Origin of the sequence: Roseovarius tolerans (assembly GCF_028885395.1) — a bacterium.
GTDB classification, from domain to species: Bacteria; Pseudomonadota; Alphaproteobacteria; order Rhodobacterales; family Rhodobacteraceae; genus Roseovarius; species Roseovarius tolerans.
In genome coordinates, this window is the sequence record NZ_CP118494.1 from 1,058,394 (window position 1) to 1,073,355 (window position 14,962).

The following is a 14,962-nucleotide window of genomic DNA, read 5'->3' on the forward strand; positions in this document are numbered from 1 at the left end:
TAAGTGCGAATGTAATCAAGGACTGCGCCATGCCCGACCGCCTGCTGCTGACCGATCTGACTGCTGCGACGATGGTGCCCGGCACGGTGGCCTATGGGTTGATCGCGCAGGCCGCGATCTGCGTGGAGGGGGCGGCGATCCGATGGGTCGGGTCCGCGGGGGACGTGCCGGAAGAGTTCCGCGATGTGTCCGTGCGGTCTCTTGGCGGGCGGCTGGTGACGCCCGCGCTGATCGACTGTCACACCCATATCGTGCATGGCGGCGACCGCGCCCGCGAATTCGAGATGCGGCTGGAGGGGGCGAGCTATGAGGAGATTGCGCGGGCGGGCGGCGGGATTGTCTCGACGGTGAGTGCAACCCGGGAGGCGGACGAGGAAAGCCTGCTTTCGGATGCGCTGCCCCGGGTCGATGCGCTGATCGCCGAGGGGGTGGGGTGCATCGAGATCAAATCAGGCTATGGGCTTGATCTTGAAACGGAACTCAGAATGATGCGCGTGGCGCGGCGGATCGGCGAGATGCGGCCCGTGACCGTGGTGACGAGCTTTCTGGGGGCGCATGCGGTGCCCGCCGGAGAGGATGCCGACCGCTATATCGACGAGGTGTGCCTGCCAGCGCTGGAGGCCGCCCATGCCGAGGGGTTGGTCGATGCGGTGGACGGGTTCTGCGAGGGGATCGCCTTTGATACCGCCCAGATCGCGCGGGTTTTCGACCGGGCGGCGGTGCTTGGCCTGCCGGTCAAGCTCCATGCCGAGCAGTTGAGCCATATGGGCAGCACGGCGCTGGCGGCGCGCTATGGCGCGCTCTCGGCGGATCACGTGGAATACGCGACGGAGGAGGATGCCCGCGCACTGGCGCAGGCGGGAAGCGTTGCGGTGCTCTTGCCGGGTGCGTTCTATACCCTGCGCGAGACGCAGACGCCCCCCGTGCAGGCATTCCGCGAGGCGGGCGTGCCGATGGCGGTGGGCACGGACCTCAACCCCGGCTCGTCGCCGCTGGGCTCGCTTCTGCTGGCGATGAACATGGGCTGCACCCTCTTTCGCCTGACGCCCGAAGAGGCGCTGGCGGGCACGACGCGCCACGCCGCACGCGCGCTCGGGCTGAGCGACCGAGGCGAGATACGCGCCGGGCTGCGCGCCGATCTGGCGGTCTGGGATGTGAAGACGCCTGCCGAACTCTCCTACCGGATCGGCTCCAACCCGCTTCATACCCGCATATTCGGAGGACACTCGTGACCGAGACGCTCATTCCCGGGGCCACGTCGCTGGCGCAACTGGCAACGCTGTGGCGCGAGGGGCGCGCGGTTCGGCTGGACCCGTCGGCGCGCGACGGGATCGACCGGGCGGCGGCGCTTGTCGAACGGGCGGCGCAGGGTGACGCGGCGGTTTACGGCGTCAACACGGGCTTCGGCAAGCTCGCCTCGGTCAAGATCGCGGGCAAGGACACCGCGCAATTGCAGCGCAACCTGATCCTGTCGCATTGCTGCGGCGTGGGCGAGGCGCTGGATGCGGCCACCTCGCGGCTGATGATGGCGCTGAAGCTGCTGTCGCTGGGGCGCGGGGCGTCGGGCGTGCGGTGGGAAATCTGCGCATTGATCGAGGACATGCTGGCCGCAGGTGTCGTGCCGGTGATACCGGCACAGGGCTCGGTGGGGGCGTCGGGCGATCTGGCCCCGCTGGCCCACATGGCGGCGGCGATGATCGGCAAGGGCGAGGCGGTATATGAGGGTGAGACGCTGCCGGGCGGCGTGGCCTTGCAGCGCGCGGGGCTGACGCCCGTCGTGCTCGGCCCCAAGGAGGGGCTGGCGCTGATCAACGGCACGCAGTTTTCCACCGCCTGTGCGCTGGGCGGCCTCTTCGAGACCATGACGCTCCTACGCGGGGCGGTGGTGACCTCGGCGCTCTCGACCGATGCGATCATGGGATCGACCGCGCCGTTGCATCCGATGATCCACGAATTGCGCGGGCACCAAGGACAGATCGACGTGGCCGCCGCGATGGCCGGGCTGATGGAGGGCAGCGTGATCCGCGAGAGCCACCGCGAAGGCGATGCCCGCGTACAGGATCCCTATTGCATCCGCTGTCAGCCGCAGGTGACGGGTGCGGCGCTCGACCTTATCCGCTGGGCGGCGCGCACGCTGGAGGTGGAGGCGAATGCGGTGACGGACAATCCGTTGGTGCTGGTCGAGGATGGCGCGATCCTGTCGGGCGGGAATTTCCATGCCGAGCCGGTGGGGTTTGCTGCCGACACGATGGCGATGGCGTTGTCCGAGATCGGCGCAATCGCGCAGCGGCGCGTGGCGCTGATGGTCGATCCGACGCTGTCGTTTGACCTGCCGCCGTTCCTGACGCCCGATCCGGGGCTGAACTCCGGGCTGATGATCGCGGAGGTGACGACGGCGGCCTTGATGAGCGAAAACAAGCATCTCGCGCATCCCTGCACCATCGACAGCACGCCCACCTCGGCCAATCAGGAGGATCACGTGAGCATGGCGGCGCATGCCTCGTATCGCCTGCGGCGGATGACGCGGAACCTGTCGGTGATCCTCGGGGTCGAGGCGATCTGTGCCGCGCAGGGGATCGAGGCGCGCGCGCCTTTGGAGACCTCTGCGCCGTTGCGGGATGCTGTGGCGCGGCTGCGGGATGTGGTGCCGAGCCTCGGGGCGGATCGCTACATGGCCCCCGATCTGGAGGCCGCCGCGACGCTGATCCGCGAGGGCGCGCTGGTGCGGGCGGCGGGGCTGGAGCTGGCGTTATGATCGAGGTGGTACAGGGGGGTGGACCGCTGGTGCTGGGCCTGCCGCATACGGGTACGTATGTTCCGCCGGAGATCGAGGCGAGGCTCAATGCGAGGGGCCGGGCGCTGGCGGATACGGATTGGCATATCGAGAGGCTGTATGACGGGCTGGTCAGCGACGTGACCACGGTGCGGACGCCGGTGCATCGCTACGTGATCGACGTGAACCGCTCGCCCGACGGCGAGAGCCTCTATCCCGGGCAGAATACTACTGGGCTGGTGCCGCTAACGGATTTTGATGGACTGCCGATCTGGCGAGACGGAGAAGTGCCGGATGCGGACGAGGTGGAGGAGCGGCGCGTGGCGTATCACGCGTCCTATCATGCCGCACTGGCGGCGGAGATGGAGCGGTTGCGGGCGCGACACGGATTTGCCATCCTCTACGATTGCCATTCCATACGCTCGCGTATCCCGTTCCTGTTCGACGGCGTTCTGCCCGATCTGAACATCGGCACCAATGGTGGTGCGACCTGCGCGTCGGGGATTGCGGCGGCGGTGGAGGCGGTTTGTCGCAAGGCCGACGGATACACCTCTGTCACCAATGGCCGCTTCAAGGGTGGCTGGACGACGCGCCATTATGGACGGCCCGATGAGGGGCTGCATGCGATTCAGATGGAGCTGGCGCAGAGTGCCTATCTCGCTGCCGAAGCCCCGCCCTGGACCTATGACGAAAACCGCGCTGAGACCCTGCGCGCGACGCTCCGCACCATTCTCGAAACCCTGTCAGCATGGAGACCGTGATGACCGATCCCCGCAAGAACACCCGCGATGTCTATCCCCCCACCGGCCCGGAGCTGACTGCGAAAAGCTGGCAGACCGAGGCACCGCTGCGGATGCTGATGAACAACCTGCACCCGGACGTGGCCGAGAACCCGCATGAGTTGGTCGTCTATGGCGGCATCGGGCGGGCGGCGCGAACCTGGGCGGATTTCGACTGCATCGTCGAGAGCCTGAAGGATCTGGAGGCGGACGAAACCCTGGTGGTGCAGTCGGGCAAGCCGATCGCCATCGTGAAGACGCATAGCGATGCCCCCCGCGTGCTGATTGCGAATTCCAACCTCGTGCCGCATTGGGCCACCTGGGACCATTTCAGCGAGTTGGATCGCAAGGGGCTGATGATGTATGGCCAGATGACCGCCGGATCGTGGATCTATATCGGCTCACAGGGCATCGTGCAGGGCACCTACGAGACCTTTGCCGAGGCCGGGCGGCAGCATTACGGCGGCGATCTGACGGGCAAGTGGATCCTGACCGGCGGGCTTGGCGGCATGGGCGGTGCGCAGCCCTTGGCGGCGGTGATGGCCGGGGCCTGCTGTCTGGCGGTGGAGTGCAACCCCGACAGCATCGAGTTTCGCCTGCGCACGCGATATGTGGACGAACGTGCCGACAGCCTTGATGAGGCGCTGGAGATGATCGAGCGGTGGACCAAGGCGGGTGAGGCGAAATCGGTGGGCCTTCTGGGCAATGCCGCCGATATCTTTTCCGAGATTTACCGGCGTGGCATCCGGCCAGACATGGTCACCGACCAGACGAGCGCGCATGACCCGGTGAACGGCTATCTGCCGCGGGGCTGGAGCATGGCGGAATGGCGTGAGAAGCGAGAGTCTGACCCCAAGGCGGTGGAGCGCGCGGCGCGGGCGAGCATGAAAACCCATGTCGCGGCGATGGTGGATTTCTGGAACGCGGGGGTGCCGACGCTCGATTATGGCAACAACATCCGGCAGGTGGCGCTGGATGAGGGGCTGGAGACTGCCTTTGCCTTTCCCGGCTTCGTGCCCGCCTATATCCGGCCCTTGTTCTGCAAGGGGATTGGCCCGTTCCGGTGGTGCGCGCTGTCGGGCGATCCGGAGGATATCTACAAGACCGACGCCAAGATGAAAGAGCTGTTCCCCGACAACACCAAGCTGCACACCTGGCTCGACATGGCGCGCGAGCGGATCGCCTTTCAGGGATTGCCCGCGCGGATCTGCTGGATCGGGCTGGGTGACCGGCATCGCGCGGGGCTGGCGTTCAACGAGATGGTGGCGAATGGCGAGTTGAAGGCGCCGGTGGTGATCGGGCGCGATCATCTGGACAGCGGGTCGGTCGCGAGCCCCAACCGCGAAACCGAGGCGATGAAGGACGGCTCGGACGCCGTGAGCGACTGGCCATTGCTCAACGCCTTGGTCAACACCGCCTCGGGGGCGACATGGGTGAGCCTGCATCACGGCGGCGGTGTCGGCATGGGGTTTTCGCAGCACGCGGGCGTGGTGATCTGCGCCGATGGCACGCCGGAGGCCGCGCGTCGGCTGGAGCGGGTGCTGTGGAACGATCCGGCAAGCGGCGTCTGGCGGCATGCGGATGCGGGCTATGACGAGGCGCTGGATTGCGCGCGCGACCACGGTCTGCGGCTGCCGCGTATTCTGGGGTGAGGCGTCGGCTTGGCCGCGTTTGGCCTGGAGCGGACTTTGCTGTTGTGCCCCTGCGCGGAATCAAGGGCGAAGCCCGCCGCGCATCGCCATGCCAGAGGCATGCCTTCGGCATGATGCCGCCCCCCGGCACGGCGATTTGGCTGCAACCTGCTCTGCGCTCAGATGTTTTTCGGATTTGGCTGATATAAAGCGCTACAAAACTGACGTTGGATCGCCGTACCGCAGCCCGTCGATGCGCGGCTCACGGCAACGCCAGCTTCAGGCCATCCTGTTTTCAGAACGCCTTGAAGGTCAGCGTCGTCTCGGTGCGTTCGATCCCGTCGATATCGAGCAGGTGGTCGTTGATGTATTTGCCGATATCGTCGCTTTCGGGGATGTAGAGTTTCATCAGCAGGTCGAAGGGGCCGGAGGTCGAGTAAAGCTCGGAGTGGATCTCGCGCAGGGCGATGGCCTCGGCCACGCGGTAGGAGTGGCCCGGCTTGCAGCGGATATTGATGAAGACGCAGCGCATGGTGGCTCCTTGGCGTTGATTTGGGTCTGGCCGGAGTATTTCCGCAACGCGACCGATTGGCAATGACCTCAGGCGCCGGGCGGTGTCAGGAGGGGCCGCAACAGCGCCAGAGGATGCGCGCGCAGGCTGAGATGCAGGGCGGCGTAATCCTCGACCATCTCTTCGCCGAGGGTCATTTTCGGCAGATGTGCCGCCGGTTCATGGATCGCCTCGCCATCGAGATCGCGGGCGAAAAGCGGTAGCGGCTCGGGGCTTTGCAGTGCCTTGGCCTGCCAGAGCGCGTCGCGCCGCGTGAGCCCGAGGGCGGCGAAGGCATCGGCCTCGGCCAGACGTGCCAGCAACGCAGGTGCAAGGCCCGCCCGCCGCCAGACGTCTTGCGGTCCGGCATAGCCATTGCCGCGCGCCGCCGCGATCCAGTCGGCCTCGTCCCGGGCGACGCCCTTGATCTGGCGAAAGCCGAGGCGCAGCGCCAGTCGCCCCTGTCGGTCGGGCTCCAGCGTGTTGTCCCAGAACGAGGCGTTGATGCAGACCGGGCGCACGGTGACGCCATGCTCGCGCGCATCCCGCACGATCTGGGCGGGGGCGTAGAACCCCATCGGCTGGGCATTCAGCAGCGCGCAGGCAAAGACCGCCGGGTGGTGATGCTTGATCCAGGCGCTGGCATAGACCAGGTGCGCGAAGCTGGCGGCGTGGCTTTCGGGAAAACCGTAGCTGCCGAAGCCCTCGATCTGGCTGAAACAGCGTTCGGCAAACGCCATGTCATAGCCATTGGCACGCATGCCGCGCAGAAACCGGTTGCGGAACTCGCTGACATTGCCGTGTTTCTTGAAGGTGGCGAGCGAGCGGCGCAGGCGGTCGGCCTCCTCGGGGGTGAAGCCCGCGCCGATGATGGCGATCTGCATCGCCTGTTCCTGAAAAAGCGGCACGCCGAGGGTCTTGCCCAGCACCCGGCCGAGTTCGTCGGAGGGAAAGCTGACCGCCTCCTCGCCGTTGCGGCGGCGGATGAAGGGGTGGACCATATCGCCCTGAATCGGCCCGGGGCGGATGATCGCCACCTGAATCACCAGATCGTAAAAGCAGCGCGGGCGCATGCGCGGCAGGAAATTCATCTGCGCGCGGCTTTCGACCTGAAAGACGCCCAAGCTGTCGGCGCGGCTGAGCATCTCGTAAACGGCGGGGTCTTCGGGCGGCAGGGTGGCGAGCGTGTGCGCCTGCCCGCGATGCTGCGTCAGAAGATCGAACGCCTTGCGGATGCAGGTCAGCATGCCGAGGGCCAGTACATCGACCTTGAGGATGCCAAGCGCGTCGATATCGTCCTTGTCCCAGCAGATCACCGTGCGGTCGGCCATGCTGGCGTTCTCAATCGGCACCAGCTCATCGAGCCGTCCCTCGGTGATGATGAAACCGCCGACATGCTGGCTGAGATGGCGGGGAAAGCCGGTGATCTCGCGCACCAGATCGAGGGTGAGGGCAAGGCGCGGCTCGGTCGGGTCAAGGCCCAATTCGCGCAGGCGGATGTCGCTGATCTGGCCGTCGCCACCATGGCCCCAGATCTGAGTGGTCATCGCGCCGAGGATATCCTCGGAAAGGCCCATGGCGCGGCCCACCTCGCGGATCGCGCGCTTGGTGCGGTAATGGATCACCGTGGCGCAGAGCCCGGCGCGGTGCCGTCCGTAGCGTTCATAGATCCACTGGATCACCTCCTCGCGGCGTTCGTGTTCGAAATCGACGTCGATATCGGGCGGCTCGTCGCGCGCCTCCGAGACGAACCGCTCGAACACCATGGTGCCGATCTCGGGCGAGACAGCGGTGACGCCGAGGCAGTAGCAGACCACCGAATTGGCCGCCGACCCGCGCCCCTGACAGAGGATGCCGCGCGAGCGGGCAAAGGCCACCACGTCGCGCACGGTCAGGAAATAGGGCTCGTAGCGCAGCTTGGCGATCAGGCTCAGTTCATGCTCCATCATCGCACGCACCCGCTCCGGTGCGCCGGTCGGATAGCGCCAGTTGAGCCCCGCCTCGGCCAGCCGTCGCAATCTCTGGCTGGGGGTCTCGTTTTCTGCCACTTCGCTGGGATATTCGTAGCGCAATTCGTCGAGCGAGAAGGTGAGCCCCGCCGCGAGGCGGGCGGCGCGGTCGACCGCGTCCTCGTGGCCGGTGAAGAGGCGGCGCATCTCGGCCTCCGAGCGCAGGCGCGCTTCGGCATTGGGCAGGGCGTGGCGGCCCAGCCGGTCCACGGTCACACCCAGCCGGATGGCGCTGAGGACATCGGCAAGGCGGCGGCGCTGCGCGCGGTGCAGGACCGGGGCTGCGGCGGCAAGGGTGGACAGGCCGAGGCGGATGGCCTGCCGGGTCTGGTGCGCGAACCGTGCCCGGTCGCGCCCGTCATAGTGCGGGCGCAGCAGCAGGTGCATGTGATCGCCAAAGCGCGCGGCCAGTTGCGCGGCCTGTGCTTGCCAGTCCTTTGCCCCGCCGGGATGCAGCAGCAGGTGCAGGCCAGCCGCCCCCTCCAGCAGATCCGCGAGGTGCAATTCGCAGCCCCCTTTGGCCGCGCGCCGCCGCCCGAGGGTGAGCAGGCGGCACAGGCTGGCCCAGCCCTGCCGGTCGCGGGGCAGAGCGGTGAGCGTCAGCCCCTCGTGCAGCACCAGCCGGGCGGCGGGAATGAGACGGGGAGTGACGGCCCAGTGCGGGGTGGTGGGCCAGGGCGCGGGCGGGCCGATCATCCCGTCGCGCGCCTCCTGTCTCTGGCGTTCGCTGACCTGCCGGGCAATCTCGCGCGCGCGGGCATGGGCGCGCACGATGCCCGCGACGGAGTTTTCATCGGCGATGGCCACGCCCGAGAGGCCGAGCGTGGCGGCGCGGTCGATGTACTCCTCGGGATGGGCGGCCCCGGTGAGGAAGGTGAAATTCGAGAGGGCAGAGAGTTCGGCGAAGGGCATGGGGGTGGTTGCGATTCGGGAAGGGGCAGGTGGCATGTAGTATATTCACGTTTTGTTCTTTTTCGAGTCCTCGTGTGGTTGGGGGTGGAGTGGCCTGGAGCGGACATAGCGCCCCGCCAGAAGGTGCCGCGTGATCGCAGGGCCGGGGACTGGCGATGCAACGGCTGATGCCCGCACTTTATCCCAGCCAAGTCATTCTAAACTCAACACGTTGCGCGCCCTATCAAATCGCCAGGCCGCGGGACGGCCCGGCGATCGCGCGGCACCTTCGGTGCGTTTCGCGCGGGATGTGGCAACGTCCGCTCCAGGCCATTCTCGACACTCCCCCAAACGAAAACCGCGCGGCCCGTGTCGGGGCCGCGCGGCGGGGTCTCATATCCAGGCGCGACGCCCGATCAGGTCAGATCGAAACGGTCGGCCTCCATCACCTTGGTCCAGGCAGCGACGAAATCCTGCACGAATTTCTCCGCGTTGTCGTCCTGGGCATAGACCTCGGCATAGGCGCGCAGGATCGAGTTGGAGCCAAACACCAGGTCGACGCGGGTCGCGGTGTGCTTGGTCTCGCCCGACTTGCGGTCGACGATGGTGTAGGTGCCGTTCTCGGCCGGTTCCCACTTGTAGCTCATGTCGGTGAGCGTGGTGAAGAAATCGGTCGAGAGCGCGCCAACCTTGTCAGTGAACACGCCATGCGACGTGCCACCATAGTTGGTGCCCATGACCCGCATGCCACCGATCAGCGCGGTCATCTCATGCGCCGTGAGGCCCATCAGTTGCGTGCGGTCGAGCAGCATTTCCTCGGGGCTGACGACATAGTCTTTCTTGGCCCAGTTGCGGAAGCCATCGGCCAGCGGCTCCAGGACGTCGAAGGATGCGGCATCGGTCATCTCGTCCGTGGCGTCGCCACGACCGGGATGGAACGGCACCTCGACGTCGAACCCGGCGGCCTTGGCGGCCTGCTCGACACCGACATTCCCGGCCAGCACGATCACGTCTGCGAGGCTCGCGCCGCTGTCATTGGCGATCGGCTCCAGCACGCCCAGAACACGGGCCAGACGGTCGGGCTCGTTGCCCTCCCAGTCCTTTTGCGGAGCAAGGCGGATGCGCGCGCCATTGGCACCGCCGCGCATGTCAGAGCCGCGGTAGGTGCGGGCGCTGTCCCATGCGGTGTTGACCATGTCCGACAGGCTCAGCTCGCTATCCGCAATCTTGGCCTTGACGGCGGCGACGTCGTAGTCGGTCGCGCCTGCCGGGATCGGATCCTGCCAGATCAAATCTTCCTGCGGCACTTCCGGCCCGATGTAACGCGCCTTGGGGCCCATGTCGCGATGCGTGAGCTTGAACCAGGCCTTGGCGAAGGCTTCATCGAGCAGTTCGGGATTCTTGTAGAACTTCTCGGAAATCTCGCGATAGACCGGGTCCATCTTCATGGCCATGTCGGCATCGGTCATGATCGGGTTGTAGCGGATCGAGGGGTCTTCGACATCGACCGGGCGGTCTTCTTCCTTGATGTCGACCGGCTCCCACTGCCATGCGCCTGCGGGGCTTTTCTTGAGCTCCCACTCGTGGTTCAGCAGCATGTGGAAATAGCCGTTGTCCCACTGCGTCGGCTGCGTGGTCCACGCGCCCTCGATGCCGGAGGTCACGGCGTCACGGCCCACGCCGCGCTTGGTGTGGTTGTTCCAGCCAAGGCCCTGCTCTTCGACATCCGCCGCCTCGGGCTCCGGCCCGAGCAGTTCGGCGTCGCCATTGCCGTGGCACTTGCCGACGGTGTGGCCGCCTGCGGTGAGTGCGACGGTTTCCTCGTCGTTCATCGCCATGCGGGCAAAGGTTTCGCGGACCTGCTCGGCGGTCTTGAGCGGGTCGGGCTGACCGTTGACGCCTTCGGGATTGACGTAGATGAGACCCATCTGCACGGCGGCCAGCGGGTTTTCCATCGTGTCGGGCTTGCCCACATCGCCATAGCGGTTGTCGGACGGCGCGAGCCATTCCTTTTCGGCGCCCCAGTAGGTGTCTTTCTCGGGGTGCCAGATATCGGCGCGGCCAAAGGCGAAACCGTAGGTCTTGAGGCCCATCGATTCGTAGGCCACGGTGCCCGCGAGGATCATCAGGTCGGCCCAGCTCAGGCGGTTGCCGTATTTCTTCTTGACCGGCCACAGCAGGCGGCGGGCCTTGTCGAGATTGGTGTTGTCGGGCCAGCTGTTGAGCGGGGCAAAACGGTGGTTGCCGGTGCCGCCACCACCACGCCCGTCAGCAAGGCGGTAGGTGCCCGCCGCGTGCCAGGACATGCGGATCATCAGGCCACCATAGTGACCCCAATCGGCGGGCCACCAATCCTGGCTGTCGGTCATCAGCGCGGTGACATCGGCCTTGACGGCGTCGAAATCGAGCTTCTTGACCTCTTCGGCATAGTCGAAGTCCGGCCCCATCGGGTTGGTCTTGCTGTCATGCTGATGCAGGATGTCGAGATTTAGCGCATTGGGCCACCAGCTGGTGACGCTCGTGCCGCTCTCGGTCAGCCCGCCATGCATGACGGGGCATTTGCCCATATCGTTGCCGTCCATCTTGTCCTCCAATTCAGGTTGGGTCTGCTGTATTCGCTGCTGCGGTGCAGGCGTATGCCACGTCATATCCGCAGAATGTAGAATCGTTCTAACAAATCCGCGACATTAGGGGAAGTTGCGTTTGCTGATTAAAACGATAGGTTTTTGTTATTGATCTGTCACAACCGGTCCAGCAAGTCGCGCGTTGGCCATGCATCGACCGGCAGGCCCAGCTTGCCCTGCATCTCGCGCACCGCAGCACGTGTATTGGCCCCGAGAATACCGTCTACCCCGCCGACGTCATAGCCGCGCGCCTTGAGCTTGCGTTGCAGCGCCTTCATCTCTTCGCCCGAGAGCCCCGGCGCGGGATTGCCCGCGTCAAAGACCGGCGCGCCCTCCAGCCGTTTGGCGAAATAGGCGGCGGTCAGCACGTAGGTAAAGCTTTGATTCCATTCGAAATAGACGCGAAAATTGGGATAGGCGAGAAAGGCCGGCCCGCCTTTGCCCTGCGGCAGGATCACGCTCGCGGGCAGGTCTGCGATCTCGCCATGACGGGGGCGCAGGCCGATGGCGTCCCAGTCGGTGCCGTCCTTCGTCACCTCCAACCCCGATTGCGCCCAGTCGAAGCCCTGCGGCAGCGTCACCTCCTGCAACCACGGCTCATCCGCGCGCCAGCCCAGCCCGGCCAGCATCGACGCCCCGGACAAGAGCGCATCGGGGGCCGAGGTTTTCAACCGCACATGTCCGTCGCCATCGCCATCGGTGCCGTGCTCCAGAATGTCCTCCGGCAGCATCTGCACCATGCCGATTTCCCCGGCCCAGGCCCCGGTGGTGCGGTTTGGGTCGAAATCGCCCCGCGAGAAAAGCTCGATGGCGGCGAAGATCTGCGGGCGGAAAATCTCGGGGCGGCGGCAGTCATGCGCCAATGTAACCAGCGCATCGCGAGTGTTGAAATCTCCCTGCACCGCGCCGTAATCGGTCTCGAAGGCCCAGAAGGCCAAGAGCACGCCCCGGCTGATCCCGTAGTCACGCTCGATCCGGTCAAAGGTGATGTCATGACGCTCGGCCATCTGCTGCCCGCGGTTGAGGCGGTTGGCGCTGATCAGGCGGCGGGCAAACTCGGTGAAGGGCAGTTGGAACACGCCTTGCCGCCGGTCGGCGCGCAGCACGGCGGGGTCTTGCCGGACACCGGCAAAGAACCGCTGCACTGTCGCTGCATCATGCCCGCGCGCTTGTGCCTCGGCGCGCAAATCCGCGACGAAGGCGTTGAAATCGCCGCCGCAGGCCGCCGCTGCCCCGCCCGCTGTCAACGCCCAGAACGCCGCCGCCGTCATCATCCGCCGCATGTCACACCTCACAGTTTTCAAACGCGGCGATGAAACAGGATCACCTGCGCGACCGCAACCGCGAAAACCGGCTATCCGCTCAACAAGTCTTGCAGCGCAAAGGCCATGACCCGGGCCGATTGCAGCATGTCCTCAACGCCCACGTATTCATCCGGCTTATGCGCCAGATCGAGGATACCGGGGCCGTAGGCGATGCAGTTTTTCAGCCGCCCGATGCGGTCGATATGTTTCTGGTCATAGGTGCCGGGGCTGACCACGTAATCGGCCGCGTGGCCGAACACCTCCGCCACCGCCCGCGCCACGGCTGCGACCACCGGCGCGTCGCGCTCGGTCATGGTGGGCAGGACGCGGTGCAATTCGCGGATCGTGTAGTCAAAGCCGGGCCGCCCATCGCGCACGGCCTCGAGCACGGCGCGCACTTCCGCCTCGACCGCGCCGATATCCTCTTCGATCAGGAACCGCCGGTCGATCACCATGCGGCAGCGGTCGGGCACGCATGGGCTTGGCAGGCCGGTGTAATCCTCGTCCTGTTCCGGCTCGCCGCCATGGATGGAGTTGATGTTGAGCGTCGATTGCCGCGCGCCCTCGGGCACCACCGGCATGTCGGTGCGGCGTGCGGCGAGCGCGGGGAAAAGCTGCGCCTCCATAGCCTCGATCACCGCCCCCATGTGGCGGATCGCGCAATCGCCCAGGAACGGCATGGAGCCATGGGCGATCTCGCCATGGGTCTCGATCTCGGCCCACCAGACGCCGCGATGGCCCAGACAGATGCGATCCTTGCCCAGGGGTTCGGGGATGATGACATGATCGACGCGCTCGGGGCTGAAATAGCCACGCTCGGCCAGGTAGGCCACACCGCCAAAGCCGCCCGATTCCTCATCCGCCGTGCCGCTGATCTCGATGGCCCCGGCATGGTCGGGACAGGTGGCGATAAAGGCCTCCACCGCGACGATACTCGCCGCCAGCCCGCCCTTCATGTCGCAGGCCCCACGTCCGTAGATCTTACCGTTGCGCAATTCACCGTCAAAGGGGTCCACAGTCCAGCCGTGGCCCACCTCGACCACGTCGATATGGCTGTTGAAATGCACGCAAGCGCCGGGGCGGGTGCCCTCGCGCCGTGCCACGATGTTCCAGCGTGGGTGCCGGTCGCTGTCGCCCGGCGCGCCATGGGCGCGGATCATTTCCGTTGCGAACCCCGCCTCTGTCAGCCGCCGGTCGAGATAGTCGCAGATTTCGCGATAGTTCACGCCCGGCGGATTCAGCGTCGGGATGCGGATCAGGTCTTGCGTCAGCGCCACCAGATCGGCCTCGCGCGCCGCGATCTCTTGGGTCAGCCTGTCCTTGCGCGTCATCGTCTCACCCCCGCCCGGCAGTCAGAGCAGCGTATGGAATGACCATGACAGGCGGTTTCTTTATGGAAAAAATACTCATGTTCCTGCGCCCTCAATCCAGCCCCGGCGCGCGCCGCAGCAGCGCCTCGGCCTGCCGCACCATGGCTGCGATGATCTCGGCCACCGGCGGGCGGTCATGGATCAGCCCTGTCGCCTCGCCGACGAATGTATTGGCGCGGGACGGATCGCCCTCGGTCCAGCCCGTTGCCCAGTCAGCCTGTGCGGCCTGGTCGGCGCGCAAGGCATCCGGATCCCCGTGCCAGCGGTCCGTGATCGGGTTGCGCAGCACCCGTGCGGTGTAGCGGTCGGGCCAGCGCAGGCCCCGCGCGGCGTCCATCACGGTGGAGCGGAGGGTCTGATCCCCGGTGGCAGCAATCGCGGCGTCGGTCATCGCCTCGCTCACCTGTGCCTCTTCCGAGGCCCAGAGCCGCGAGCCGATGAGCACGCCATCGGCTCCCAGCATGAGGGCGGCCGCCAACCCGCGCCCGTCAGCGATGCCGCCCGCTGCGAGCAGCAGCACCTCGGGGGCGTGGCCCGCGAGCCAGTCGGCCACCTCGGGCACCAGCGTGATCGTGCCGCGCCGCTCGCCATGGCCGCCGGCCTCAGAGCCTTGCGCGACGATCACCCGCGCACCGCAGTCCGCCGCGCGCTGCGCGTCGCGCAGGGTCTGCACCTGTGCCATCAGCGGCACGCCCGCCTCGGCAATGCGGGGCGCGAAGGGCGCGGGGTCGCCGAAGGACAGGCACAATGCCGCCGGGTTACGCGCGAGAACCTGATCGAGCACCTCCGCGTTCTCGGCCATCTTCCACGTTATGAAACCACAGCCGACGCGCGCATTCCCGGCCTCGGCAAAGGCCCCGTCCAGCCACTCGGCATTGCCATAGCCGCCGCCGATCAGGCCCAGCCCTCCGGCATGGCTGACGGCAGCCGCGAGCCGCCCATGGGCTGCAAAGGCCATGGGGGCCGAGACAATCGGATGGGTGAGATCAAAGGCATCGGTGAGACGGGTGCGCATGAGCGCAGTATGCGCG

10 protein-coding genes are annotated in these 14,962 nt (G+C 66.4%); 4 read left to right on the plus strand and 6 right to left on the minus strand.

Features of this window, described 5'->3' with window-relative positions; all coding sequences use genetic code 11:
* Positions 1 to 29: 29 nt before the first annotated feature.
* From hutI to hutU, 4 genes are read left to right on the plus strand one after another with little or no spacing between them, the layout of a single operon-like run.
* The gene (gene hutI / locus PVU19_RS05240) at positions 30 to 1,232 is read left to right on the plus strand and encodes an imidazolonepropionase (protein WP_050663856.1); all 1,203 of its coding nucleotides are present in this window, start codon (positions 30 to 32) and stop codon (positions 1,230 to 1,232) included.
* Positions 1,229 to 2,755 carry a histidine ammonia-lyase gene (gene hutH / locus PVU19_RS05245; protein WP_050663857.1) on the plus strand — a complete coding sequence of 509 codons (1,527 nt, stop codon included), beginning with the start codon at positions 1,229 to 1,231 and terminating at the stop codon, positions 2,753 to 2,755. The genes hutI and hutH overlap by 4 nt, the downstream gene beginning before the upstream one ends.
* Complete coding sequence (hutG, locus tag PVU19_RS05250) at positions 2,752 to 3,534, plus strand: N-formylglutamate deformylase (protein ID WP_050663858.1); 783 nt, start codon at positions 2,752 to 2,754, stop codon at positions 3,532 to 3,534. The genes hutH and hutG overlap by 4 nt, the downstream gene beginning before the upstream one ends.
* The gene (gene hutU / locus PVU19_RS05255; RefSeq protein ID WP_050663869.1) at positions 3,534 to 5,204 is read left to right on the plus strand and encodes a urocanate hydratase; all 1,671 of its coding nucleotides are present in this window, start codon (positions 3,534 to 3,536) and stop codon (positions 5,202 to 5,204) included. Before hutG ends, hutU begins: the two co-directional genes overlap by 1 nt.
* Before the next feature lie 274 nt (positions 5,205 to 5,478).
* Here the strand turns inward: hutU and PVU19_RS05260 are convergent, their stop codons facing one another.
* From PVU19_RS05260 to PVU19_RS05285, 6 genes are all read right to left on the minus strand, one after another.
* On the minus strand, positions 5,479 to 5,715 hold the full coding sequence (locus tag PVU19_RS05260; protein ID WP_050663859.1) for an Lrp/AsnC ligand binding domain-containing protein: 237 nt from the start codon (positions 5,713 to 5,715) through the stop codon (positions 5,479 to 5,481).
* A 68-nt stretch (positions 5,716 to 5,783) separates the two neighbouring features.
* Entirely contained in the window at positions 5,784 to 8,654 is a 2,871-nt protein-coding gene (locus PVU19_RS05265) for an error-prone DNA polymerase (RefSeq protein ID WP_050663860.1), read from the minus strand.
* A gap of 395 nt (positions 8,655 to 9,049) precedes the next feature.
* Positions 9,050 to 11,215, minus strand: a complete 2,166-nt coding sequence (gene katG, locus PVU19_RS05270) for a catalase/peroxidase HPI (RefSeq protein ID WP_050663783.1) — start codon at positions 11,213 to 11,215, stop codon at positions 9,050 to 9,052.
* Positions 11,216 to 11,373: 158 nt separating this feature from the next.
* Complete coding sequence (locus tag PVU19_RS05275; protein ID WP_050663765.1) at positions 11,374 to 12,540, minus strand: lytic murein transglycosylase; 1,167 nt, start codon at positions 12,538 to 12,540, stop codon at positions 11,374 to 11,376.
* 71 nt (positions 12,541 to 12,611) lie between these two features.
* Positions 12,612 to 13,892, minus strand: coding sequence for an acetylornithine deacetylase/succinyl-diaminopimelate desuccinylase family protein (locus PVU19_RS05280; protein WP_050663766.1), 1,281 nt, complete (start codon positions 13,890 to 13,892; stop codon positions 12,612 to 12,614).
* Positions 13,893 to 13,983: 91 nt separating this feature from the next.
* Complete coding sequence (locus PVU19_RS05285) at positions 13,984 to 14,946, minus strand: NAD(P)H-dependent flavin oxidoreductase (RefSeq protein WP_050663767.1); 963 nt, start codon at positions 14,944 to 14,946, stop codon at positions 13,984 to 13,986.
* Between the last annotated feature and the right edge of the window lie 16 nt (positions 14,947 to 14,962).

Coding starts and splice junctions, on each gene's coding strand:
- hutI (WP_050663856.1), top strand. CDS start 30: ATGCCCGACCGCCTGCTGCTGACCGATCTGACTGCTGCGACGATGGTG.
- hutG (WP_050663858.1), top strand. CDS start 2,752: ATGATCGAGGTGGTACAGGGGGGTGGACCGCTGGTGCTGGGCCTGCCG.
- hutU (WP_050663869.1), top strand. CDS start 3,534: ATGACCGATCCCCGCAAGAACACCCGCGATGTCTATCCCCCCACCGGC.
- PVU19_RS05260 (WP_050663859.1), bottom strand. CDS start 5,715: ATGCGCTGCGTCTTCATCAATATCCGCTGCAAGCCGGGCCACTCCTAC.
- PVU19_RS05265 (WP_050663860.1), bottom strand. CDS start 8,654: ATGCCCTTCGCCGAACTCTCTGCCCTCTCGAATTTCACCTTCCTCACC.
- katG (WP_050663783.1), bottom strand. CDS start 11,215: ATGGACGGCAACGATATGGGCAAATGCCCCGTCATGCATGGCGGGCTG.
- PVU19_RS05275 (WP_050663765.1), bottom strand. CDS start 12,540: ATGCGGCGGATGATGACGGCGGCGGCGTTCTGGGCGTTGACAGCGGGC.
- PVU19_RS05280 (WP_050663766.1), bottom strand. CDS start 13,892: ATGACGCGCAAGGACAGGCTGACCCAAGAGATCGCGGCGCGCGAGGCC.
- PVU19_RS05285 (WP_050663767.1), bottom strand. CDS start 14,946: ATGCGCACCCGTCTCACCGATGCCTTTGATCTCACCCATCCGATTGTC.